Source organism: Streptomyces sp. NPDC088923, from assembly GCF_044749745.1.
Classification (GTDB): domain Bacteria; phylum Actinomycetota; class Actinomycetes; order Streptomycetales; family Streptomycetaceae; genus Streptomyces.
The window spans coordinates 2,293,104-2,315,708 of record NZ_JBIVIO010000001.1; the positions used below are offsets into that span (position 1 = coordinate 2,293,104).

A 22,605-nucleotide genomic window follows, 5' to 3' on the forward strand; every position below is an offset into this window, starting at 1 on the left:
TATCCCCTCGCCCCGCCCCGCGCCCCTCTCGTATGCTGCGGGGATGCCCGCCCCCGTACCGCTGCACGCGGACTCCGCCCCGTACGCCCACGGCCATCTCCCCACCGACGACGGACACGAGCTGTACTGGGAGACGTGCGGCAATCCGGCGGGCCTGCCCGCCCTCGTCCTGCACGGGGGCCCCGGCTCCGGCTGCTCGCCCCGCTTCCGGCGGTACTTCGACCCGGCCCGCTACCGGATCGTGCTGCTCGACCAGCGCGGCGCCGGCCGCAGCCGCCCGCACGCCTCCGAGCCCGCGCACGACCTCGCCACCAACACCACCGCGCACCTCATCGCCGACCTGGAGGCGCTCCGCGCGCACCTCGGCATCGACCGCTGGCTCGTCTGGGGCGGCTCCTTCGGCTCCTTCCTCGGCCTGCGGTACGCGCAACTCCACCCCGCACGCGTACGGGCCCTCGTCCTCACCGGCGTCGCGACCGGCAGCCGCGCCGAGGTCGAGGTCCTCACCCGGGGCCTCGGCCGCTACTTCCCCGAAGCCTTCGCACGTTTCCGCGCCGGTGTGCCCGAGGCCGCGCGCGACGGCGACCTCGCGGCCGCGTACCGCGACCTCCTCGCCTCGCCCGATCCGGCCGTACGCGCCCTCGCCGCACGCGACTGGACGGACTGGGAGACGGCGATCATGCCCGCCGCGCCCCGCTCCGAACCCCGCTACGAGGACCCCCGCTTCCGCCTCGGCTTCGTCCGCACCGTCACGCACTACTGGAGCCACGACCACTTCCTCGGCGGCGACGAGGTGATCCTCCGCGAGGCCCACCGCCTGCACGGCATCCCCGGCACCCTCGTCCAGGGCCTCCTGGACCCCGGCAACCTCACCGGCGCCGTCCACCGACTCGCCGCCGCCTGGCCCGAGGCGAGCCTGCACGTCGTCAACGACGGCGTCCACGGCGCGAACGCCGAGATGGCCGGGCATCTCGTCGCCGCGACCGACCACTACGCGGACGAGGCGGAGGCAGGGGCCTGAAGCGCGCGGGCGCCGGGGCGGCACCCCCGTCACCGCGCCCGCCCCGTCGCTTCAGTCCCGCCCCCAGCTGCAGCCCCGCCCCCGCCCCCGCTCCCGCCCCCGGCTCAGCCGAACGTCACCGGCAGCACCGCGTGCTCGGTGAAGACACCGAACGTCCGGAAACCGAGCCCCCGGTACAGCGGCTCACCCTCCTCGCTCGCCTGGAGCACCGCCGTCCCGAAGCCCGCGTCCCGCGCCGCCCGCAGCGCGGCGAGCGTCACCGCCGTCCCATGACCGCGCCGCCGGAACCCGGCCCGCGTCGACACGTTGTACAGCCCCGCGACCCCGTCCGACAGGAACACCTCCGCGCTCGCCACGACCTCGCCCGCCACCTCGCCCACGAAGAGCAGCGCCGGAGAAGCGGGGCGCAGCAACGCCTTCGCCGAATCCGCGTAGAAACGCGTGACGGTCGCCGCGGGCGGCTCCCAGTTCGCCGCGACGACCGCGGCGAACGCCGCCAGATCCCCCGGCGTCCGCACCCGCCGCACCACGAGCCCGTCCCGCGCCACGGGCCGGGGCAGCGCCCGCCGCAGGCTCCGCGCCATCGCCTCCTCGCGCGCGGTGACGGGCGCCCCGGCCGCGGTGAGCAGCGCCGACAAGCCCTCAGGGCGTGAGCCGGGCCCCACCCACCACGTGAACCGCCGCCCCGTCGTCCGCAGCGCGGCGAGCGTCGCGAGCACCCGCGCCGACGAGGCCCGCCCCGGGAACCGCGCACCCGCCACGACGTTGAACGTGTCGTCGTCGAGCCCACTGTCCGCGACGTGCACCTCCCCGCCCGGCGGCACACTCACCGTCCGTCCCGCACCGGCGCGGTGCAGGTGGCAGGCGTGCGCCACGAAGTTCCGCTCGCCCCGCCCCGCCAGATCCCTCACGCGGCCCCCTCCCGCACGCGCGCCACCGGCAGCAGTCCCGCCAGCGCGTCGGCGGGCACCTCGTACGGCCGCTCGACGGGCAGCAGCGCCCGCGCCGCGTCGAGTTCCCCCGCCCGCACGAGCCCGTGCACCTGCCGGGCAAGCGGCGTCACGTCCCGTATCCCGACGATCCACTCGTCCGCGTACCCGCGGCTCGCCTCGCCCGACAGCCCCAGTTGCAGCGAGCGATGCCCCAGCGCTCGCGCGTGGAAGTCCCGCTCGGGGTCCCACTGCACCCGCGCCGGCGCACGCCGCAGCGACCGCTGCCACTGCGCCCGGTCCCCGTGCACCCCGCGCTCGTAGTGCGAGAGCGTCGCGTGCCGCAGGGCCCACAGGAAACCCTCCCGCGCGATCTGCACCGCGAGCACCGTCTCCTGCCCCTCCTTCGTCCCCCACCCGCAGCGGTACATCATCCACAGGAACGACGGCTTGACCCACGTCATGCGCCCCCGCCCCCACGCCTGCGGAAACCGCCCGTCCCGCGCCGCGGGCACCCCGAGCGAGGGCCGGTACGCCTGGTACACGGTGAGCGTGTCCGCCGTGTGCAGCGCGCGGATCTCGTGGCGGGGTACGGCCCGCACCGTGCCCCCTCGGGGGCGTTCGTCAGTCTCCATACGACGAGCCTGACGGCCCGCTGACCGGCGCGCCAGGGAATTCGCCGCCGCACGGGGGCCGCCACACCCCCGTAACCCGCCCGTTTCCTCCGCACCTCGCCCCTCCCGTACCCTTGTACGAGCACAGCCACGGCCACCGCCGCCCGCAGGCACTCGCGCGTTCGTACCGCGCGATCCCCCAGACCTGCCGACGGGAGTGACCTTGCCCGCACGCGGATTCCGCCACCAGCACCTCCGCCGCTTCCACCCCCTGCCCGCCTGGCTCGCCCATGCCCTGCGCGTCCCGCGCCTGCCGGTGCCGCGCGGTGCCATGGCGCGCGGCCTGCTCGGCGCGCTGCCGCTCGTCCTCGCCGTCGCCGCCGCCCAGCCGGGGCTCGGCGTCATGGCGGCGCTCGGCGGCCTGCTCGCCGCCATCAACGACCGCCCCGGCAGCCGCCGCACCGCGGGACTCCGCCTCGGCGCCCCCGCCCTCGCAGGCACCTGCGGTCTGCTGCTCGGCAGCGGGGCGACCGCGCTCCTTCCGCACTCCACCCAGCCTTTCCTCCTCCCTCTCGTCCTCACCGTGCTCGGCCTCCTCGCCGGCGCCGTGAGCGCACTCGGTCCGGTCGCCTCGGGGATCGGCACCCAGGTACTCGTCACGACCGCCATCGGCGCGGGGATGCCCCTGCCCGAGCCCGGCTGGCAGCGCGCCCTCGCCTTCCTCACCGGAGCGGCCTGGCTCCTCGCCCTGCGCCTCCTGCTCCCGTCCCCGGACGACGGCGCCCGCCACCCGTACCGGCTCGGCACCGAACGTGCCGCCGTCGCCTCCGTCTACACCGCGATCGCCGCCCTTCTCGACGCCACCGGCACCCCCGCCGCTCCCGCCCGCCGCTCCGCTCTCACCGCCGCACTCGACCAGGCCCAGGACGCCCTGCTCGGCCCCCGCCTCCACCCCTTCGCGAGCAGTTCGGCCGAACGCCGCCTCCGTGCCCGCCTCGACGCCGCCCTGCCCCTCGCCGAGGCCGCGACCGCCCTCTTCTGGGCCGGGCGCCCGCTCCCGGCCCGTACCGTACGGGGCCCGCTGGCCCTCGCGGACGCCGTACGCCACGACACCGCGCCCGGACCGGTCCCCGCCCCCGAACGCGACGCCCCTGGCCTCCGCGCGCTCGACGCCTCCCTGCTCTCCGCCCTCGCCGTCTTCGACTCGGCCCCCGGACCGGTCCCCGCCACCCGTGCCCCGCGCGGCGCGGGGGCCCGCCTGCGCGCCGCGCGGCATCGGGTCACCGGCCCGGCGGGGCGCGAGTACGGAATCCGCGTCGCGCTCAGCATGGGAGCCGCGACCGCCGTCGCCCAGACCCTCCACCCCGAGCACTGGTACTGGCTCCCCGCCACCGCCGTCTTCCTCGTCAAGCCCGACCTGGGCCCGCTCGCCTCGCGCGTCCTGTGCCGGATCGCCGGCACCCTCGTCGGAGCCGGGCTCTTCGTCGCGCTCGCCGCCGTCGCCGCCCCCGTACCGCTGCCGCCCGAGAGCGGCCTCGTCGCCCTCGCCGCGGTCTGCGCGACGCTCGTCCCGCTCGCCATGCGCCATTTCGCCCTCCAGACCGGTGTCGTCACCCTCCTCGTCCTCGCCCTGGTCGGTCTCGGCGGCGACACCCAAGCCACCTGGAACCGCCTCACCGACACCCTGCTCGCCTGCGGGATCGTGCTGCTCGCCGGGCACCTCCCGCTCCCAGGCCGGGCGGGCACCGTCGCCCGCGGTCGGCTCGCCATCGCCTCGCAGGCGGCCACCGACTACCTGGGCCACGTCCTCAGCGGCTCGCCCGATCTGCCGGGCCGCTGGGCACTGCGCCGCGCCGCCTACCGCTCCCTCGCCCAGGCCCGCGCCGCCGTGGAGGTCTCCGCCGCCGAACTGCCCCCGCTCGCCCGCCGCAGCGCCGGGAGCGCCGAACTCACCGCCGTACTCGAACGCCTCGTCGACACGACCACGGCCGCCGCCGTCCACGCCGACGACGCGGGCACCCTGCCCCCGCGCGACAGCGCCCGCCTGCGCGCCCTGCTCGGCGAACTCGGCACGCTGGACCACGACCGGGCCCCCGTGCCGCACTGACCACACCGGCCCTGTCCCGCGTCCGCGCCGACCACGCGCCCGGCCCCCGTGCCCGCCCGCCCGGAACCGCGGGGCCGCTGATCCTCCTGTGTGCGAACCGTGTGCGAAACTGCGGTCCGATGATCACACCCGGACGGGATGACAAAGGAGTCGTGTGAGACCTCCTGTGCTTCCGGCGGTGCTGGCGCTGGCCGTGCTCGCCCTGCCCCTGCTCAGTGGTTGCGCGGGTGAGACCACCGGCCCGCGCGAGGCCGCCGCCGAGGTCTCCGCCTCGTCGGCCCCGACCCCGTCGGCCTCGACCATGCCGGCCTCGCCCCCCTCGGCCTCGTCCGCCGCCGAGGACGCCCCCGACTACGACCCGAAGGCGGACGCCGCGGCCGACATCGCCGCCGCCCTGAAGGCGGCGAAGAAGGACGGCCGCCCGGTTCTCGTCGACTTCGGCGCCGACTGGTGCCTCGACTGCCGCGTCCTCGGCGCGCGGTTCGCACAGCCCGGGCCCTCCGCGCTCCTGGCCCGGTACCACGTAGTCAAGGTGGACGTCGGCGAGTTCGACCACAACCTGGACGTCGCCGGACGCTACGTCGACCTGCTGACGAGCGGCATACCGGCCCTCGCCGTCCTGGACGCCGCTTCCGGCAGGATCGAGGTGGCCACGAACCAGGGGGAGTTCGCCAACGCCCACGCCATGTCGGCCGCGCAGGTCGAGGAGTTCCTGAGGCAATGGGCATAGCCGCCCCGCTCCGAGCCCGCCGCACGGGTACGGGCGCGATCCTCGCGGTGGCCGCCGTCGCCGCCGTACTCCCCGGCTGCTCTGCCGCCGGGCCCAGCGGCCCCACGGAGCGTGCCGCTTCCTTCACGGCCGGAGGCGTCTCCGTGCGGATACGCCTGGACTCCGACGAGGACGGCCCGCGACTCCTCGCGGAACTACGGCCCCAGCAGGCCGGATTCCACCTCTACAGTCTCGGCCTCCCCGACGGTGGGGTGGAGGGGATCGGCATCCCGACCCGCCTCCGCACCGAAGGCGGACTGCGGGCCACCGGACCGGCGACCACCGACGCGAAGCCGCGGGTGCTGCGCCCGGCCGGGCTCGATGTCGACCTGCCGGTCTACGAGGACGGGTCGGTCACCCTCACTCTCCCCGTGCGGCGGTCCGAGGGCGCCGACACCGCCCGCGTGTCGCTCACGTACGGTGCGTGCAGCGAGAGCGGCGGCTGCCTGCTCCCCGTCCGGGACCGTGCGGTGACCCTGCCGCTGGGCCCGGCGGACTGAAGTCCGGGGGGAGCCCGGCGCGCCGCCCGCGCCACTCGGCCCCCTCCCACCAGCCAGAAGATGACTTCCCCCCGCTCCTCCGGTCCACCAGGCGACCGCGCGTGCACCCGCACCCGCCCCCGCCGGCCCCCGAAGGAACGTCGTGAACGACACCCCCACACAGCCCCCCGGCCCCCTGCCCGCCACCGCGACCCCCGCCGAGTGGCTCTCCGCCCGCACCGCGCTGCTCGCCGAGGAGAAGGCCCTGACGCGCGCCCTCGACGCCCTCGCCGCCCGGCGGCGCGCCCTGCCGATGGTCGCCGTGGAGAAGGAGTACGTGCTCACGGGGCCCGACGGAGCCACCGGGCTGTTGGAACTCTTCGAAGGGCGCGATCAGTTGATCGTGTACCACTTCATGTTCGCGCCCGAATGGGAGACGGGTTGCGCGCGTTGCGCGGCCTTTCTCGATCAGCTCGGCGACCTGCGGCACCTGCGCGCGCGGGGAACCGCCTTCGCCGCCGTCTCCCGCGCCCCGTACCCGCGCATCCTCCCCTTCAAGGCGGCGGGCGGCTGGACGGTGCCGTGGTACTCGGCCCACGAAAGCGACTTCCCCTACGACTTCGGCGCCTCCTTGGCCCCGAGCGGCCCCGCCGACCCCTCTCCCGCCGTCCTGGCCCCCACCGACCCGGGGCTGAGCGCCGCGCTCGCCGCCGGGGAACACGCCGACCGGCCCGCGATCAACTGCTTCCTGCGCGTCGGGGAACAGGTCTTCCACACCTACTCGGCATATGCCCGCGGTCTCGACCGTCTCGGCAGCGCGAGCACCCTCCTCGACCTCACCGCGCTCGGCCGCCGCGACCACCTCGCGCGGCCCACCTCCTGAGCTGCCGCAACCCCCTCACCATCGCAGGGCCCGGTGCGCCGCCGGTCGCGCCCCCCGTGCTCCCCGAGGGCGACGTATGCCGTTACGAGCCGGGGCGAACAGGTGACGGTACGGTCACGGCGCCCACGCCCGGGGGCTTCGCTGCGTCATTCTCGACGCACCGCCCGGCGCGGTGTGACGTGACGACGGGTGCACTCGTTACTCCATGCGAGTGAGTGAAGGGTGGGGTCCGGGTGATCACGTGTGGCGACAGCACCGGCGGCGGGGGAGTGCGACCCGGGTACGACAGGACGGAGTTGCGGCCGTGAGGACTGAACGAGTGGTGCTGGAACGCTTCCCCGCGGGCGGACCGCGAGGCTCCTGGCCCGCCGAGGAATTCGCCCGTCAGCGACGCCGCGAGGGCACGGCCGCCGAGGTCGTCATGGATCTCGACGCGGACGCCTTCCTCGTCATCGTGCGCGCCCGCTCCGCGCCGGAGTGAGCCCGTCCCCGCCGGGGGTGGGCGCCCGTCAGTCCTCGGCCGGTGCCGAGCGCGACCACGGCGGAAGGGTGTCGGTGAGGCGGCACAGGGTCACGTAGAGCGGGATCGGCGGGGTGTACGGCGCCCTGCCGGCCGGCTGGTGGACGAGCCGGGGCTCCCTCCGGGCATCCGGTACGAGCGCGCCGGCCGCGTAGTGCGCGGGTGCGGGCCACTCCAGGGCCACGTCCGAACCGGAGGGCACGATCCACCACCACCGCCCGCCGTCCGCGAACACACAGCCCATCCGGGGCAGTCGACCCATCACCCGGCGAGCCAGCGCCTCGGGCACGCCCACCGCGTCCACCCCCATCGAGGTGGTCATCCCGCTCGGCACCGTCAAACGCACCAGTGGCGTCCGCGCCGCTCCCCCGGGGGACCTGCCCCGGCTGAGCGAGGCGAGCGTGTCGAGGCTCAGCGAGCCTGCCGTCCACGTGTGCATTCAGCGTGCCTCTTCCCACGACAACTCGGCCCACGCGACCAGGCCCGAACCCGGACCCGCCTCCTGGGTGCCCCAGGACAGGCTCATGGCGGAGACCAGGAAAAGGCCGCGCCCGTGCTCGTCCTGCGGGTCCTGGCGGGGACTCGCGGGCTGCCTGCCGCACTGCCCCTCGTCGCGCACCGCTATCCGCAGTCGCGCCCCGGCCCCCTCGCCCGCCGCGCCACTCCCCCCGCCCGCTCGCCCGAGCGGGTCCTGGGCCTGTCGCGGGACCCGGTCACGCGGCTCGATCTCGCGCAGCTCGCAGAAGATCTGCCGACTGCCCGTGTGGACAAGCGCGTTGGTGACGAGTTCGGAGACGATCAGGATCGCCGCCTCGCACGTCTCCTCGGGCGCCGACCAGCCGTCGAGCTGCGTGCGGGTGAGCCGCCGGGCCTGGGCGGCGGAACCCGGGTGAGCGGCGAGTTCGAAACTCGCACAGCGCTCACCGGTCTGGGGGGTGATTAACGGAGCGGACGGAATCACGTGTGCCACTATCTCCCCGGCGCGAACACTTGGCAAGGGTCACTCTGAAAAATTCAGAGTGCAGTGTGCTGGGGTTGCGGCGCATGGCACACTGCTCGGGAACTGTTCGCCAAGGGGAGGTCGACGTGAGCGAACCGAGGTCCGCGCCGACCGTGGGCCAGGTGGTGTTGGGGCGGCGGCTCCAGGACCTGCGCGAGCACGCGGGCTTCAGTCGCGAACAGGCGGCCAAGGTCTTGCGCGTCGCACCGGCCACGGTCCGGCGCATGGAGACGGCAGAGGTCGCGCTGAGGATTCCGTACCTCCAGCTCCTCCTCCAGTCCTACGGGGCATCGGCGGAGGAGGTCGAAACCTTCGTCACGCTCGCCGAGGACGCCAACAAGCCGGGCTGGTGGCAGCGTTACCACGGCGTGCTCCCCAACTGGTTCAGCATGCACGTCAGTCTGGAGGGGGCCGCGAGCCTCATCCGCAACTACGAACCGCACTTCGTGCCGGGTCTGCTCCAGACGGAGGAGTACGCGCGCGCCGTCATGCGGGCCGGCTCGCTCGGGCGCAGCGAACCGGAGGAGATAGAGCGTCATGTCGACCTACGACTGCGACGCCAGAAGCTCCTGGTGCGCGAGGACGCCCCACGGCTGTGGTACGTCCTGGACGAAACGGCGGTCCGCCGCCCGGCGGGGGACGCGGCGGTCATGCGCCGGCAGATCGACCATCTGCTCGACGTCACCGCCCTGCCCAACGTGACCCTCCAGATCGCCGAGTTCAGCGCGGGGCCCCACCCCGGCACCTTCGGTCCCTTCGTGCTCTTCCGCTTCCCCATGCCCGAACTTCCGGACATGGTCTTCGTGGAGTACCTGACCGGCGCCGTCTATCTCGACAGCCGGCCGGAAGTCGCCACGTATCTGGAGGTCATGGACCACATGGCGGCACATGCCGCCACTGCACAACGCACAAAGGAGATCCTGAGGGATGTCCGCAAGGAGCTGTGAATGAACCGCGTCCGGATATACAACGGCATGCCCGCCGCCCAGCTCGGTGACGCGGGGTGGCGCAAGCCGTGGAGCGGGGGCAACGGGGGGAACTGCGTCGAGGCGATGAAACTCGCCGACGGCAGGATCGCTTTCCGCCAGTCCTCCGATCCAGAGGGGCCCGCACTCATCTACACGCCGGCGGAGATCACCGCCTTCATCCAGGGAGCCAAGGCCGGACAGGCCGACTTCCTCCTCTCCTGACCTCTTCGCTTCCCTCCCTCCCGATCTCCTCCCCACCCGGGCCGTGTCCCGGAGCCTTTCCCGGGGGCGTGCCACAGCGCGCCCCCGTCTTTCGTCTCCGCCTCCGGTCCCGCGGCCCCCGCCCCCCGCGCCGCGACCGCCTGCGTCACCATGGACCCGTGCGATTCGAAGCGATCACCTGGGAACGCCTGACCGGGGACCTCACCGAGCGCCTGCTCGCGACCACCCCGGCGGACGGCGGCGACCACGTCAGGGTGGCACTCGACGGCGCACCCGCCGCCCGGCCCGAGGCCCTCGCCGCCCGGCTCGCCGAAGCGCTGCGCGCGGCGGGCCGGCCCGCGCTGGCGCTCGCCACGAGCGGCTTCCTGCGCCCCGCCTCGCTCCGTTTCGAGCACGGCCGTAACGACCCCGACAGCTACCTCGCGGGCTGGTTCGACACCCCGGCGCTGTGGCGGGAGGTCTTCGCCCCGCTCGATCCCGGCGGCAACGGCCGGGTGCTGCCCGACCTGTGGGACCCCGCCACCGACCGCGCGACCCGCACCCCCTACGTCACCCTGCCGCCCGGCGGCTTCCTCCTCCTCCACGGACCCTTCCTCTTCGGCCACTGGTTCCCCTTCGACCTCGGCGTCCACCTCTCCCTCACCGAGGCGGCACTGCGCCGCCGCACCCCCGAGGAGGAGCACTGGACCCTCCCGGCCTTCGCCCGCTACGAAGCCGAGCAGACGCCTCTCGACGCGGCCGACCTCGTCGTCCGCGCGGACGACCCCCGCCACCCCGCCCGCCGCGTCCCCCAGGACTGACCCGGCCCCGGGGTCGCCGCGCCCGCCACGTCCCCGGGACCCGCAGGACGGGGCCCCGTCCACGAGACCCCCGCCGCTCAGAACAGTGGCTGCGGCAGCACCCCCTCCAGCGCCAGCAACCGCCGCTTCGTCTCCACGCCGCCCCCGAAGCCCCCGATGCCGCCGTCCCGCTCCACCACCCGGTGGCAGGCCACGAAGAGCGGGAGCGGATTGGCCCCCATCGCGAGACCGACGGCCTGCGCCGCGCCGGGCTGCCCCACCCTGCGCGCCAGTTCCCCGTACCCGACGACCGCCCCGAACGGGACCTCTGCCGCCAGGACCCGCAGCACCTCGCGCTGGAAGCCGGTGACGAGCGACCAGTCCAGCGGCTGCGCGGCGAGCGCGCCGTCCCCCGCGAAGTACCCGCTCAGCGCCTTGCCCGCCGCCTCCACCGCGACCGCGCCCGTCGCCGGGTCCTCCGGTCCGCCGAGGCGGGCGGTGAGCGCCGCCCGCTCCCGGGCCGCCGTCCGCGCGTCCGCGTGGAAGGCGACCCGGACCAGACCGGCGGCCGTCGCCGCCAGCAGGAGCGGCCCGATGGGGCTCTCCACCACCACCGAGGTCCAGCCCCGGGCGCCCTCCGGCGCGTCGGCGCACTCCGGCACGGGCCCCTGGCGGCCGGGCGCGGCGGACGTGTCATCGTTCATGCGCACACCGTACGGCCGCCCACTGACAACGCCGCCGGTACCAGGCTGACCAGGGGTTTCCCGGCCGACTGCGGCCGCTCGTCAGTCGCCCAGCGCGCCCCGCACGACGTCCGGGGCGTTGCTGATGATCCCGTCCACACCCTTGTCCGCCGCCGTCACCGTGTCGTTCGGGGTGTCCACGGTCCAGGTGAAGACCTCCAGCGGCTTGTCGTGCGGACCCTTCAGCGCGTGCGCCGCGGCGACCCAGTCCGCACCGATCGTCGTGTGCGAGGGATTGATCTGGTCGGCGAAACGGGCGTACTCGGGCAGCTGCGCCTGCGTCGGCGTGCCGAGGAAACCGGTCTTCACGTCGGGCCGCTGCTTGTGGACCTCCTTGATGCTCTTCGCGTCGAAGCTCTGCACCACCAGCCGGTGCCGCACGTGCCCGCGGTCGAGCCAGCCGCTGTTCCGCAGCGCGGCCAGGGTCTCGGCCTCGATGCCCGGGTAGAGATCGGGGCTCTTCAGTTCCAGGATCAGGCTCTGGTGGGTGCGGGTGATCTCGTCCAGGTACTGCTTCAGGGTCGGGATGCGCGTACCGGCGAAGGAGGGGTCGTACCAGGTCCCCGCGTCCAGCCGCGCGATCTCCGCCGCGGTGAAGTCGCGCACGTTCCACGGCGCGCGGTCGGGGAAGACCTGTTCCACGTCGGTCGTACGGGTGAGGGTCGTGTCGTGCAGGACGATCAGCTCTCCGTCCTTGGTGCGCTGGACGTCGTTCTCCACCCAGCGGAAGCCCAGCTCGGCCGCCTTCTCGACCGAGGGCAGGGTGTTCTCCGGCGCGTAGGCGGGCGCGCCGCGATGTCCCACGACGGTGATTCCGGCGGGGCTGTGCGCGCTGTCGGCTGCCGAGGCGGACGCGGCGGGGAGGCCGACGAGGGCTCCGCTGCCGAGGATCGCGACGGTCACTGCTGTTGCGGCTCGTGCGGACAAGAAGGCTCCTGGAGTTCGCGGGATCACTGACAGTAGGAGCGTGACCGCTGCGGGGTGCGCGCAGACAGATGCGCGATGGCCACACCCCGAACGGAGCGCGACCGGTCGGACGCACCCCGGGGCGGCTCCCGCGCGCCGCCGGGGAAAGCCCAGGTCAGGGAGGTAAGGGCGCATAGCGAGGCGCGTGCGGCACACAGGGCGTGTGGTCACCGCCCGTACCGCACCGCACGGTGGCCCCCCGTGCCGCGGGAACGCCGGGTGACCGGTGCGCGGCCGGAATCGAACGGCGCGCCGCCCGCGCCGGGGGCGCGCGCTCCCCGCCCGCACGCGGTCCGCCCCCTGGCCCGGTCCCGTCCCCCGCACGCCGCGGTCCGTTCGCCGGGCCGCTTGTCAGTGGTCGGTCGTACCGTGGAGGACATGCGGCCCGTAACTCAGATCGAACGCACGGTGGCGCCTTTCGAGGTCGTCAGCCCGTACTCGCCCAGCGGTGACCAGCCCACCGCCATCGCCGAGCTGGAGAAGCGCGTCAAGGGCGGGGAGAAGGACGTCGTCCTGCTCGGCGCGACCGGTACCGGCAAGTCGGCGACCACCGCGTGGATGATCGAGCGGCTCCAGCGCCCGACCCTCGTCATGGCGCCCAACAAGACCCTCGCTGCCCAGCTCGCCAACGAGTTCCGCGAGCTGCTCCCGAACAACGCGGTCGAGTACTTCGTCTCGTACTACGACTACTACCAGCCGGAGGCGTACGTCCCGCAGTCGGACACCTACATCGAGAAGGACTCCTCGATCAACGAGGAGGTCGAGCGGCTGCGGCACTCCGCGACGAACTCGCTGCTGACCCGCAGGGACGTCGTCGTGGTCGCCTCCGTCTCCTGCATCTACGGCCTCGGTACGCCGCAGGAGTACGTGGACCGCATGGTCCCCCTCAAGGTCGGCGACGAGCTGGACCGCGACGAGCTGCTGCGCCGCTTCGTCGACATCCAGTACACGCGCAACGACGTGGCCTTCACGCGCGGCACCTTCCGGGTGCGCGGCGACACGATCGAGATCTTCCCCGTGTACGAGGAGCTGGCCGTCCGCATCGAGATGTTCGGCGACGAGATCGAGGCCCTCTCCCTGCTCCACCCGCTCACCGGCGAGGTCATCAGCGACGACCAGCAGGTGTACGTCTTCCCCGCCTCGCACTACATCGCCGGCCCCGAGCGCATGGAACGGGCGATCAACGGCATCGAGAAGGAGCTGGAGGGACGGCTCGCGGAGCTGGAGAAGGAGGGCAAGCTCCTGGAGGCGCAGCGGCTGCGGATGCGGACCACGTACGACATCGAGATGCTCCGCCAGATCGGCACCTGCTCCGGCGTGGAGAACTACTCGATGCACTTCGACGACCGCGAGCCCGGCTCCCCGCCGAACACCCTGCTCGACTACTTCCCGGAGGACTTCCTCCTCGTCATCGACGAGTCCCACGTCACCGTCCCGCAGATCGGCGCGATGTACGAGGGCGACGCCTCGCGCAAGCGCACCCTCGTCGACCATGGCTTCCGCCTCCCCTCGGCGCTGGACAACCGGCCGCTGAAGTGGGAGGAGTTCCAGAAGCGCATCGGCCAGGCGGTGTACCTCTCCGCGACCCCGGGGAACTACGAGCTGTCCCGCTCGGACGGCTTCGTGGAGCAGATCATCCGCCCGACCGGGCTCGTCGACCCGGAGATCGTCGTCAAGCCCACCGAGGGCCAGATCGACGACCTCGTCCACGAGATCCGCGAGCGCACCGAGAAGGACGAGCGCGTCCTCGTCACGACGCTCACCAAGAAGATGGCCGAGGACCTCACCGACTACTTCCTCGAACTCGGCATCAACGTCCGCTACCTGCACAGCGACGTCGACACGCTGCGGCGCATCGAGCTGCTGCGCGAGCTGCGGGCCGGGGAGTACGACGTCCTCGTCGGGATCAACCTGCTCCGCGAGGGCCTCGACCTCCCCGAGGTCTCCCTCGTCGCGATCCTCGACGCCGACAAGGAGGGCTTCCTGCGCTCGGGGACCTCGCTCATCCAGACCATCGGGCGCGCCGCCCGCAACGTCTCCGGGCAGGTCCACATGTACGCGGACAAGATCACGCCCGCGATGGAACGGGCCATCGACGAGACCAACCGCCGCCGCGCCAAGCAGATCGCGTACAACACCGAGCGCGGTATCGACCCGCAGCCGCTGCGCAAGAAGATCAACGACATCGTCGCCTCGATCGCGCGCGAGGAGGTCGACACCGACTCCCTGCTCGGTACGGGGTACCGGCAGGCCAAGGAGGGCAAGGGCGCGAAGACGCCCGTGCCCGCGCTCGGCGGCAAGGCGACGGCGGAGGCGGGCAAGGCGGCGAAGGGCAAGGGCAAGAAGGGCAAGGCCGCGCCCGCGCCCACCGATCAGCCGGGCGCCGCGCTCGCCCAGCAGATCGAGGAGATGACGGACCGTATGCGGGCCGCCGCCGCCGACCTCCAGTTCGAGGTGGCCGCGCGACTGCGCGACGAGGTCTCCGAGATGAAGAAGGAACTGCGGCAGATGAAGGAGGCGGGGGTCGCCTGAGGGACAGGCCGCCGGGCGCCGGGAGCGGCACCGGAGGCCCACGCCCGCCCGTTGCCCGCCCGCCTCACCCGGGAGGGTGAGCCGGGCCTCGCCCCTGACCGGGTCACCCTCCCGGGTCACGCGGTCCGCCTCCGTGTCCCGGGACGGCCACAATCCGCCGTACGGGGGCTGCGCCGCGCCCCGCCGCCGTGCGAGGGTCGGGGCGGGCGCTCTACGGGGGAGCGTCCTGTGACGCAGCCACGGAAGGTGGGGACACGTGACGGTCAACTTGGCCAAGGGACAGGGCATCAGCCTGGAGAAGGGTGACGGGGGAGCGCTGACGGCGGTCCGGATGGGGCTCGGCTGGCAGGCGGCGCCCCGCAAGCGGGGACTGCTCAGCGGGCTGATGCGCCCCCGGGAGATCGACCTGGACGCCTCCGCCGTGCTCTTCAGCGGGAAGAAGTCGGTCGATGTCGTCTTCTTCCAGCACCTCACGAGCAATGACGGCTCGATCCGGCACACCGGGGACAACCTGGTCGGGGGAGCGGGGCAGGGGGACGACGACGAATCGATCCTCGTCGACCTCCAGCGTGTGCCCGCGCAGGTCGACCAGATCGTCTTCACGGTGAACTCCTTCACGGGCCAGACCTTCCAGGAGGTCCAGAACGCCTTCTGCCGGCTCGTCGACGAGACGACCGGGCAGGAGCTGGCCCGGCACACCCTGGCGGGCGGCGGCCCGTACACCGCGCAGATCATGGCGAAGGTGCACCGCGTGGACGGCGGCTGGCGGATGACCGCGCTCGGCACGCCCGCTCAGGGCCGCACCTTCCAGGACCTCGTACCGGCGATCCTGCCCCTGCTCTGAGAGCGGCCCGGGTGGGTGCCGGGAGGAGCCGGGCTCAGGGGCCGCTCCTCCCGGCACCCACCACCTGCGTTTTTGGGTTTTCTTTTACCTGAACCTTTACATCTCTTGGGTATCCCCGTAGCTTAGGACCAGCGGAGGGGAGTACTCCTCAAGCGGCGTACCCGTCAATACGGACCATTCAAGTCCCGGGGCGTCGGCCATGCGCATGAGTGCGCGTGGTGGAAGAGACCTCCGGCAGCGACGAGCTGATCGAATGCCGTGACGTACTGCCGGAGGCGCAGTGAACATCTCTCTCACCGTTTGGCTGATCACGATCGTGGCCCTGCTGGCCATGATCGCGGTCGACTTCCTCATCGGACGCAAACCCCACGAGGTCTCCCTCAAGGAGGCCGGGATCTGGACGGTCGTCTGGATCGCCCTCGCGTGTCTCTTCGGCGCCGGGCTGCTGGTCTTCGCCGGGGGCAAGCAGGGCAGCGAGTTCTTCGCCGGGTTCATCACCGAGAAATCGCTCAGCGTCGACAACCTCTTCGTCTTCGTGCTGATCATGGCGAAGTTCGCGGTCCCCGCGAAGTTCCAGCAGCGCGTGCTCCTCGTCGGCGTGCTCATCGCGCTGGCCCTGCGCACCCTCTTCATCCTCGCGGGCGCCGCGATGATCGAGAACTTCTCGTGGATCTTCTACATCTTCGGCGCCTTCCTCCTCTACACCGCCTGGAAGCTCATCAAGGAGGCGCGCGAGGAGGACGAGAACGAGGAGGAGTTCGAGGAGAACAAGCTCCTCAAGTCCCTGGAGACCCGCTTCGGCGTCGCCGACAGGTACCACGGCACGAAGCTCTTCGTCCGGCAGCACGGCAAGCGGATCATGACGCCGATGCTCGTCGTGATCCTCGCCATCGGCACGACCGACGTCCTCTTCGCCCTCGACTCCATCCCGGCGATCTTCGGGCTCACCCAGGACCCGTACATCGTCTTCACGGCGAACGCCTTCGCGCTGATGGGGCTGCGCCAGCTCTACTTCCTCATCGGCGGACTGCTCAAGAAGCTCGTCCACCTCAGCTACGGGCTCTCGGTCATCCTCGGCTTCATCGGGGTCAAGCTCGTGCTCCACGCCCTCCACGAGAGCGGCGTGCACGTCCCCGAGATCCCGACGACCGTCTCGCTCGGCGTCATCGTCGCCGTCCTCGCGGTCACGACCGTCACGAGCCTGCTCGCCACGCGCAGGCAGCGTGAAGCCGAGAAGGCCGCCGGGACGGGCTCGGAGCACGCGGCGGTGGGTGCGAGGACCGAGCGGCACGAACACACAGACGCGGCCCAGCCGTCCAGGGACGGGGACGACGGGGCCGGACCGAGGCGCTGACCGCACGCGGCACGCCTCACGCGTGGTCCTCGCCCGCCATGGGGACGGGCGGGGACCACGCTTCCTCACGCCGGGAGCCGACGTGATAGACCTCGGTCCAGCTTCAGCCCCGGACCGGAGGACCCCATGCCGCACACCTTCACTTCCGCCCCGCTCATGGTGCTCAACGGGCCCAACCTGAACCTCCTCGGCAAGCGGCAGCCCGAGGTCTACGGCACCGACACGCTCGCCGACGTCGAGGCGCTGTGCGCCCGTACCGCCGAGAAGCTCGGCGGCCGCACCGACGCCCGGCAGAGCAACCACGAGGGGCAGCTCGTCGACTGGGTGCACGAGGCGCGCGAGCACCACTGCGGCATCGTGATCAACCCCGCCGCGTACTCGCACACCTCCGTGGCCCTCCTCGACGCGCTCCAGGCGTGCGAGGGACTCCCCGTCGTCGAGGTCCACCTCTCGAACATCCACCAGCGCGAGCGGTTCCGGCACCACTCCTACGTCTCACTGCGCGCCGACGCCGTCATCGCCGGCTGCGGCCTCCAGGGCTACGGCTTCGCCGTGGAACGGGTCGCGGCGCTGCTGGGCTGAGGGCCGGCCGCGGCTGGTACGGTCACGCGCGCGCCGGGCCTCACCAGCCCCGGGCCCGCCACTGCCCGAGGTGCGGGCGCTCGGCGCCGAGCGAGGTGTCGTCGCCGTGGCCCGGGTAGACCCAGGTCTCGTCCGGCAGGGGCGTGAAGACGCGCTCCTCCACGTCGTCGATGAGCTGCCGGAAGGCCGCCGCGTCGCCACGCGTGTTGCCGACCCCGCCGGGGAAGAGCGAATCGCCCGTGAAGACGTGCGGGGCGCCGTCCGGATCGTCGTAGACGAGCGCGACCGAGCCGGGGGTGTGCCCCCGCAGGTGCCGTACCCCCAGCTCCACGCGGCCGACCCGCACCACGTCCCCGTCTTCCAGCGGGATGTCCGTGGGCACCGGGATGCCCGCCACGTCCTCGCGTCCGGCGCAGGTCAGCGCCCCGGTCGCCGCGACGACCTCCGCGAGCGCCTGCCAGTGGTCGGGGTGCTGGTGGGTCGTGACGACCGTGCGCAGCCCGTCGGGGCCGATGAGACGCAGCAGGGTCCGCGGCTCCGCCGCCGCGTCGATCAGCAGCTGCTCGCCCGTCTCCCGGCAGCGCAGCAGGTAGGCGTTGTTCTCCATGGGGCCGACGGCGACCTTGGAGATGATCAGCTCGCCCAGTTCGTGCGCCTCGGCGGGCCCGCCCACCCGCACTTTTCCGCTGTAGGTCATGCGGCACACCCTAGAACGCCCCACTGACAGCCCCCGGGACCGCCCGTGACGGCGGCGTCCCGCGCGCCGTTGTGACGGTGGGCACAGCCCGTCCGGTCCCGAGCGCGTCCCGCGCCGGGACGGCTGGCGTCAACCCGCTTCCGTGGCTTTGGCTCGTACGAGTGAAGAAACCCGGACGCGGCCCGGAATCGAAAGTGCGTGCTATACGCTCGGAGGTGCGGTCACGAGGCATGCTGGTGGGGACGACCGGAGCGGGGTGACAAACCCCGCGGAATCACCACGGTCCCCCCGGCGTTCTCGACAGGGACGGTGGCGGCGCAGGCGCCCCGCCTTCGTGACAGCCCATCGCCCAGACGGCGTGGCGCGGACCGGACCGGAAGGTCCCCTACCGCGAGCACGGAACCGTCCGTGCCCGATGGTCCAGACATTTTCCGAAGCGGGGTGCGCCCGGCTTCACCGATCAGAAAGGTGCGGACCGGCGTGGCCGACCGTCTCATCGTCCGTGGAGCACGCGAGCACAATCTGCGGAACGTCTCGCTCGACCTCCCCCGGGACTCCCTGATCGTCTTCACGGGACTCTCCGGCTCGGGCAAGTCATCCCTCGCGTTCGACACGATCTTCGCCGAGGGGCAGCGGCGTTACGTGGAGTCGCTCTCCTCGTACGCCCGGCAGTTCCTCGGCCAGATGGACAAGCCGGACGTCGACTTCATCGAGGGGCTCTCGCCGGCCGTCTCGATCGACCAGAAGTCCACCTCGCGCAACCCGCGCTCCACGGTCGGCACCATCACCGAGGTCTACGACTACCTCCGCCTGCTCTTCGCGCGCATCGGCAAGCCGCACTGCCCCGAGTGCGGCCGCCCCATCGCCCGCCAGTCGCCGCAGGCCATCGTCGACAAGGTCCTCGGCCTGCCCGAGGGCAGCCGCTTCCAGGTCCTCTCGCCGCTCGTGCGCGAGCGCAAGGGCGAGTTCGTCGACCTCTTCGCCGATCTTCAGACCAAGGGGTACAGCCGCGCCCGCGTGGACGGCGAGACCATCCAGCTCAGCGAGCCGCCCCAGCTCAAGAAGCAGGAGAAGCACACGATCGAGGTGGTCGTGGACCGCCTCACCGTCAAGGAGAGCGCCAAGCGCCGCCTCACCGACTCGGTCGAGACCGCCCTCGGTCTCTCCGGCGGCATGGTCGTCCTCGACTTCGTCGACCTCGAAGCCGACGACCCTGAGCGCGAGCGGATGTACTCGGAGCACCTGTACTGCCCGTACGACGATCTCTCCTTCGAGGAGCTGGAGCCCCGCTCCTTCTCCTTCAACTCGCCGTTCGGCGCCTGCCCCGAGTGCACCGGCATCGGCACCCGCATGGAGGTCGACCCCGAGCTGATCGTCCCCGACGAGGACAAGTCCCTCGACGAGGGCGCCATCCACCCCTGGTCGCACGGGCACTCCAAGGAGTACTTCGGCCGCCTCGTCGGCGCGCTCGCCGACGCTCTCGGCTTCCGCACCGACATCCCCTGGGCCGGGCTGCCGCAGCGCGCCAAGAAGGCGCTGCTGCACGGTCACCGCACCCGCATCGAGGTCAGCTACCGCAACAGGTACGGTCGCCAGCGCACCTACACCACCGCCTTCGAGGGCGCCGTGCCCTTCGTCAAGCGCCGCCACTCCGAGGCGGAGAGCGACACGAGCAGGGAGCGCTTCGAGGGCTACATGCGCGAGGTGCCCTGCCCGAGCTGCCACGGCACGCGGCTCAAGCCGATCGTCCTCGCGGTCACCGTCATGGGGAAGTCCATCGCCGAGGTCTCCGCGATGTCGATCAACGACTGCGCGGACTTCCTCACCGAACTGCGGCTGGGCGGGCGGGACAAGAAGATCGCCGAGCGGGTGCTCAAGGAGGTCAACGAGCGGCTGCGCTTCCTCGTCGACGTCGGCCTCGACTACCTCTCGCTCAACCGCGCGGCGGGCACCCTCTCCGGCGGTGAGGCCCAGCGCATCCGGCTCGCCACGCAGATCGGCTCCGGCCTCGTCGGCGTCCTCTACGTCCTCGACGAGCCCTCCATCGGGCTGCACCAGCGCGACAACCACCGGCTCATCGAGACCCTCGTGCGCCTGCGTGACATGGGCAACACCCTCATCGTCGTCGAGCACGACGAGGACACCATCAAGGTCGCCGACTGGGTCGTCGACATCGGCCCGGGCGCCGGTGAGCACGGCGGCAAGGTCGTGCACAGCGGCGAACTGCCGGGGCTGCTCAGCAACAAGGAGTCGCTGACCGGGCAGTACCTCTCCGGGCGGCGCGCCATCGCCGTCCCCGAGGTGCGGCGTCCCGCCGACCCGAAACGGAAGCTGACCGTCTTCGGCGCGAAGGAGAACAACCTCCGGGACATCGACGTCTCCTTCCCGATCGGCGTCCTCACCGCCGTCACCGGGGTCTCCGGCTCCGGCAAGTCCACGCTCGTCAACGACATCCTCTACACGCACCTGGCCAGGGAGCTGAACGGCGCCCGCTCGGTCCCCGGGCGGCACACCCGTGTCTCCGGCGACGACCTGGTCGACAAGGTCGTGCACGTCGACCAGTCGCCCATCGGCCGCACCCCGCGCTCCAACCCGGCCACGTACACGGGTGTCTTCGACCACGTCCGCAAGCTCTTCGCCGAGACGACCGAGGCGAAGGTGCGCGGTTATCTGCCGGGCCGTTTCTCCTTCAACGTCAAGGGCGGCCGGTGCGAGAACTGCTCCGGCGACGGCACGATCAAGATCGAGATGAACTTCCTCCCGGACGTCTACGTGCCGTGCGAGGTCTGCCACGGCGCCCGGTACAACCGGGAGACCCTGGAGGTCCACTACAAGGGCAAGTCCATCGCCGAGGTCCTGGACATGCCGATCGAGGAGGCGATGGACTTCTTCGAGGCCGTCCCCGCCATCGCGCGGCACCTGCGCACGCTCAACGACGTCGGCCTCGGCTACGTCCGGCTCGGCCAGTCCGCCCCGACCCTCTCCGGCGGCGAGGCGCAGCGCGTCAAGCTCGCGAGCGAACTCCAGAAGCGCTCCACGGGCTCCACGGTCTACGTCCTGGACGAGCCGACCACGGGGCTGCACTTCGAGGACATCAGCAAGCTCATCAAGGTGCTGTCCGGGCTGGTCGAGAAGGGCAACACGGTGATCGTCATCGAGCACAACCTCGATGTGATCAAGACCGCGGACTGGGTCGTCGACATGGGCCCCGAGGGCGGCAACGGCGGCGGCATGGTCGTCGCCGAGGGCACCCCCGAGGAGATCGCCGCGGAGCCCGAGAGCCACACGGGCCGCTTCCTGAAGGAGGTGCTCGGCACCCAGGTGGCCGCCGCGCCCGCGCGCAAGGCGGCCCCGCGCAAGCGGGCCACGGGCAAGACGGGCGGCCAGATCGTCACGGGCCAGGGCGCCGCGCGCAAGGCGGCGGCCCCGCGCGCGACGAAGACGGCCAAGACGGCCAAGTCCGCGACGGCGAAGCGGGCCACCGCGAAGGACTGATGGTCCTTCCCGAAGGAGGAAAGCCCCGAGGGCGGGATGGGCCGCGGCGCACACGGTACGTGCCGCCCCCACCCCGCCCTCACGCGCACGCGCCCCGCGTCCCGGCCTCTCAGCCCAGGCCGAGTTCGCGGGCGTACGGGGGCTGGGCGCCCGCGCGCGAGCAGGTCAGCGCGGCGGCGCGGGCCGCGAAGCCGAGCACGTCCCGCCAGCCCTCCTCGCCCAGCGCGGCCACCGCGTCCTGGCGCAGCGGGCCGAGGGCGGCGAGGCGGTGCAGCAGCGCCGCGTTCACCGTGTCGCCCGCGCCGATCGTGTCGACGACCTCGACGGGCACTCCGGGCACGGAGAACTCCTCACCCTTACGGGTGGTGACGTGCAGGCCCTCCCCGCCCCGCGTCACCACGACGGCGGCCGGACCCGCCGCCGCCCACCCCGCCACGTCGTCCCCGAGCCACGCGGCGTCCTCCTCGGAGAGCTTCAGCAGATCCACGTACGGGAGCCAACGGAGGAAGCGGGCGCGGTAGGCCTCGGGGTCGGGGATGAGCCCGGCCCGGATGTTGGGGTCGAGCAGTGTGAAGACCCCCGCCCGCGACTGCCGCCGCAGCAACTCCTCGTACGCGCTCGCGCCGGGCTCCAGGACGAGCGAACAGGTCCCGAAGCAGATCGCCCGTACCCCTTCGGGGAGCGTCTCGGGGACGCTGAAGAGCCGGTCCGCCGTGCCCTCCGCGTAGAAGGAGTACCCCGCCGAGCCCTGCGCGGTGAGCGTCGCCACGGCGAGCGTCGTGGGCTCGGGTCCGCGCTGCACGGCAGCGGTGCCGACGCCCGCCGTGCGCAGCCCGTCGAGCAGTGCCGTGCCGAAACCGTCCGTCGACAGGCGCGAGCAGAAGGCGACCTCGTCGCCGAGCCTGCCGAGCGCGACCGCCGTGTTGTACGGGCCGCCGCCCGGACAGGGCACCAGCGGGGCCAAAGGCCCCTCCTCCGCGGGGCCCGAGGGGCGCGGCACGAGATCGATCAGGGCCTCTCCAGCGACGAGGAACACAGGCAGTCCTTTCGCCCGGCGCGAAGCCGGGAGGGGATGGCGAACGGGCCGCACCGAGTTTTCCA

Annotated in this window: 22 protein-coding genes; 14 read left to right on the forward strand and 8 right to left on the reverse strand. The window is 72.7% G+C overall.

The window, feature by feature from the left end:
* The first annotated feature begins 43 nt into the window (after window positions 1-43).
* Window positions 44-1,021, forward strand: coding sequence for a prolyl aminopeptidase (gene pip / locus ACIP4O_RS10330; RefSeq protein WP_401573511.1), 978 nt, complete (start codon window positions 44-46; stop codon window positions 1,019-1,021).
* Between the two features lie 104 nt (window positions 1,022-1,125).
* Here the strand turns inward: pip and ACIP4O_RS10335 are convergent, their stop codons facing one another.
* Both ACIP4O_RS10335 and ACIP4O_RS10340 read right to left on the reverse strand, forming a co-directional pair.
* Complete coding sequence (locus ACIP4O_RS10335) at window positions 1,126-1,845, reverse strand: GNAT family N-acetyltransferase (protein ID WP_401573940.1); 720 nt, start codon at window positions 1,843-1,845, stop codon at window positions 1,126-1,128.
* 83 nt (window positions 1,846-1,928) lie between these two features.
* Window positions 1,929-2,585, reverse strand: a complete 657-nt coding sequence (locus ACIP4O_RS10340) for a DUF4291 domain-containing protein (RefSeq protein ID WP_401573513.1) — start codon at window positions 2,583-2,585, stop codon at window positions 1,929-1,931.
* Window positions 2,586-2,835: 250 nt separating this feature from the next.
* Between ACIP4O_RS10340 and ACIP4O_RS10345 the strand changes: the two genes are divergently transcribed.
* The 5 genes from ACIP4O_RS10345 (at window position 2,836) to ACIP4O_RS10365 (ending at window position 7,283) form a co-directional block, all read left to right on the forward strand.
* Window positions 2,836-4,671 (forward strand): FUSC family protein, encoded by a 1,836-nt coding sequence (locus ACIP4O_RS10345; protein WP_401573942.1) that lies wholly within the window; start codon window positions 2,836-2,838, stop codon window positions 4,669-4,671.
* A gap of 154 nt (window positions 4,672-4,825) precedes the next feature.
* Window positions 4,826-5,401: a thioredoxin family protein gene (locus ACIP4O_RS10350; RefSeq protein ID WP_401573515.1), complete on the forward strand. Its 576-nt coding sequence runs from the start codon at window positions 4,826-4,828 to the stop codon at window positions 5,399-5,401.
* Entirely contained in the window at window positions 5,392-5,940 is a 549-nt protein-coding gene (locus ACIP4O_RS10355) for a hypothetical protein (protein ID WP_401573517.1), read from the forward strand. Before ACIP4O_RS10350 ends, ACIP4O_RS10355 begins: the two co-directional genes overlap by 10 nt.
* Window positions 5,941-6,082: 142 nt before the next feature.
* The gene (locus ACIP4O_RS10360) at window positions 6,083-6,802 is read left to right on the forward strand and encodes a DUF899 domain-containing protein (protein WP_401573519.1); all 720 of its coding nucleotides are present in this window, start codon (window positions 6,083-6,085) and stop codon (window positions 6,800-6,802) included.
* A 304-nt stretch (window positions 6,803-7,106) separates the two neighbouring features.
* On the forward strand, window positions 7,107-7,283 hold the full coding sequence (locus tag ACIP4O_RS10365; RefSeq protein WP_361325539.1) for a hypothetical protein: 177 nt from the start codon (window positions 7,107-7,109) through the stop codon (window positions 7,281-7,283).
* Between the two features lie 28 nt (window positions 7,284-7,311).
* On the opposite strand, the gene ACIP4O_RS10370 is transcribed toward ACIP4O_RS10365, so the two are convergent.
* Window positions 7,312-7,761, reverse strand: a complete 450-nt coding sequence (locus tag ACIP4O_RS10370; protein ID WP_361325542.1) for a hypothetical protein — start codon at window positions 7,759-7,761, stop codon at window positions 7,312-7,314.
* Window positions 7,762-8,283, reverse strand: coding sequence for an ATP-binding protein (locus ACIP4O_RS10375; protein ID WP_401573521.1), 522 nt, complete (start codon window positions 8,281-8,283; stop codon window positions 7,762-7,764). It lies immediately after the preceding gene.
* 125 nt (window positions 8,284-8,408) lie between these two features.
* On the opposite strand from ACIP4O_RS10375, the gene ACIP4O_RS10380 reads away from it, so the two are divergent.
* The 3 genes from ACIP4O_RS10380 to ACIP4O_RS10390 all read left to right on the forward strand — a co-directional run bounded on the left by ACIP4O_RS10380 (window position 8,409) and on the right by ACIP4O_RS10390 (window position 10,312).
* Window positions 8,409-9,269, forward strand: coding sequence for a helix-turn-helix transcriptional regulator (locus tag ACIP4O_RS10380; protein ID WP_361325547.1), 861 nt, complete (start codon window positions 8,409-8,411; stop codon window positions 9,267-9,269).
* Window positions 9,270-9,512 (forward strand): DUF397 domain-containing protein, encoded by a 243-nt coding sequence (locus tag ACIP4O_RS10385; protein ID WP_164291250.1) that lies wholly within the window; start codon window positions 9,270-9,272, stop codon window positions 9,510-9,512.
* 158 nt (window positions 9,513-9,670) lie between these two features.
* Window positions 9,671-10,312 (forward strand): uridine kinase, encoded by a 642-nt coding sequence (locus ACIP4O_RS10390; RefSeq protein ID WP_401573524.1) that lies wholly within the window; start codon window positions 9,671-9,673, stop codon window positions 10,310-10,312.
* Window positions 10,313-10,389: 77 nt separating this feature from the next.
* Here ACIP4O_RS10390 and ACIP4O_RS10395 read toward each other — a convergent pair whose 3' ends face one another.
* Both ACIP4O_RS10395 and ACIP4O_RS10400 read right to left on the reverse strand, forming a co-directional pair.
* Complete coding sequence (locus ACIP4O_RS10395; RefSeq protein ID WP_401573526.1) at window positions 10,390-10,995, reverse strand: methylated-DNA--[protein]-cysteine S-methyltransferase; 606 nt, start codon at window positions 10,993-10,995, stop codon at window positions 10,390-10,392.
* 81 nt (window positions 10,996-11,076) lie between these two features.
* Window positions 11,077-11,937 (reverse strand): glycerophosphodiester phosphodiesterase family protein, encoded by an 861-nt coding sequence (locus ACIP4O_RS10400; protein WP_361325997.1) that lies wholly within the window; start codon window positions 11,935-11,937, stop codon window positions 11,077-11,079.
* Window positions 11,938-12,378: 441 nt separating this feature from the next.
* Between ACIP4O_RS10400 and uvrB the strand changes: the two genes are divergently transcribed.
* From uvrB to aroQ, 4 genes are all read left to right on the forward strand, one after another.
* Window positions 12,379-14,532 (forward strand): excinuclease ABC subunit UvrB, encoded by a 2,154-nt coding sequence (gene uvrB / locus ACIP4O_RS10405; RefSeq protein WP_361325557.1) that lies wholly within the window; start codon window positions 12,379-12,381, stop codon window positions 14,530-14,532.
* Window positions 14,533-14,788: 256 nt separating this feature from the next.
* The gene (locus ACIP4O_RS10410; RefSeq protein WP_361325560.1) at window positions 14,789-15,376 is read left to right on the forward strand and encodes a TerD family protein; all 588 of its coding nucleotides are present in this window, start codon (window positions 14,789-14,791) and stop codon (window positions 15,374-15,376) included.
* Window positions 15,377-15,656: 280 nt separating this feature from the next.
* On the forward strand, window positions 15,657-16,730 hold the full coding sequence (locus ACIP4O_RS10415) for a TerC family protein (protein WP_401573529.1): 1,074 nt from the start codon (window positions 15,657-15,659) through the stop codon (window positions 16,728-16,730).
* A 126-nt stretch (window positions 16,731-16,856) separates the two neighbouring features.
* The gene (gene aroQ / locus ACIP4O_RS10420; RefSeq protein ID WP_401573531.1) at window positions 16,857-17,312 is read left to right on the forward strand and encodes a type II 3-dehydroquinate dehydratase; all 456 of its coding nucleotides are present in this window, start codon (window positions 16,857-16,859) and stop codon (window positions 17,310-17,312) included.
* A 40-nt stretch (window positions 17,313-17,352) separates the two neighbouring features.
* Here aroQ and ACIP4O_RS10425 read toward each other — a convergent pair whose 3' ends face one another.
* On the reverse strand, window positions 17,353-18,009 hold the full coding sequence (locus ACIP4O_RS10425; RefSeq protein ID WP_401573533.1) for an MBL fold metallo-hydrolase: 657 nt from the start codon (window positions 18,007-18,009) through the stop codon (window positions 17,353-17,355).
* Between the two features lie 480 nt (window positions 18,010-18,489).
* Between ACIP4O_RS10425 and uvrA the strand changes: the two genes are divergently transcribed.
* Entirely contained in the window at window positions 18,490-21,504 is a 3,015-nt protein-coding gene (gene uvrA, locus ACIP4O_RS10430; protein WP_401573535.1) for an excinuclease ABC subunit UvrA, read from the forward strand.
* 109 nt (window positions 21,505-21,613) lie between these two features.
* Here the strand turns inward: uvrA and ACIP4O_RS10435 are convergent, their stop codons facing one another.
* Window positions 21,614-22,540, reverse strand: a complete 927-nt coding sequence (locus ACIP4O_RS10435; RefSeq protein ID WP_401573537.1) for a carbohydrate kinase — start codon at window positions 22,538-22,540, stop codon at window positions 21,614-21,616.
* Window positions 22,541-22,605: the final 65 nt, after the last annotated feature.

Excerpts from the sequence above, each read along its gene's own strand:
- pip (WP_401573511.1), top strand. The coding sequence starts at position 44 with ATGCCCGCCCCCGTACCGCTGCACGCGGACTCCGCCCCGTACGCCCAC.
- ACIP4O_RS10340 (WP_401573513.1), bottom strand. The coding sequence starts at position 2,585 with ATGGAGACTGACGAACGCCCCCGAGGGGGCACGGTGCGGGCCGTACCC.
- ACIP4O_RS10355 (WP_401573517.1), top strand. The coding sequence starts at position 5,392 with ATGGGCATAGCCGCCCCGCTCCGAGCCCGCCGCACGGGTACGGGCGCG.
- ACIP4O_RS10370 (WP_361325542.1), bottom strand. The coding sequence starts at position 7,761 with ATGCACACGTGGACGGCAGGCTCGCTGAGCCTCGACACGCTCGCCTCG.
- ACIP4O_RS10385 (WP_164291250.1), top strand. The coding sequence starts at position 9,270 with ATGAACCGCGTCCGGATATACAACGGCATGCCCGCCGCCCAGCTCGGT.
- ACIP4O_RS10395 (WP_401573526.1), bottom strand. The coding sequence starts at position 10,995 with ATGAACGATGACACGTCCGCCGCGCCCGGCCGCCAGGGGCCCGTGCCG.
- uvrB (WP_361325557.1), top strand. The coding sequence starts at position 12,379 with ATGCGGCCCGTAACTCAGATCGAACGCACGGTGGCGCCTTTCGAGGTC.
- aroQ (WP_401573531.1), top strand. The coding sequence starts at position 16,857 with ATGCCGCACACCTTCACTTCCGCCCCGCTCATGGTGCTCAACGGGCCC.
- ACIP4O_RS10425 (WP_401573533.1), bottom strand. The coding sequence starts at position 18,009 with ATGACCTACAGCGGAAAAGTGCGGGTGGGCGGGCCCGCCGAGGCGCAC.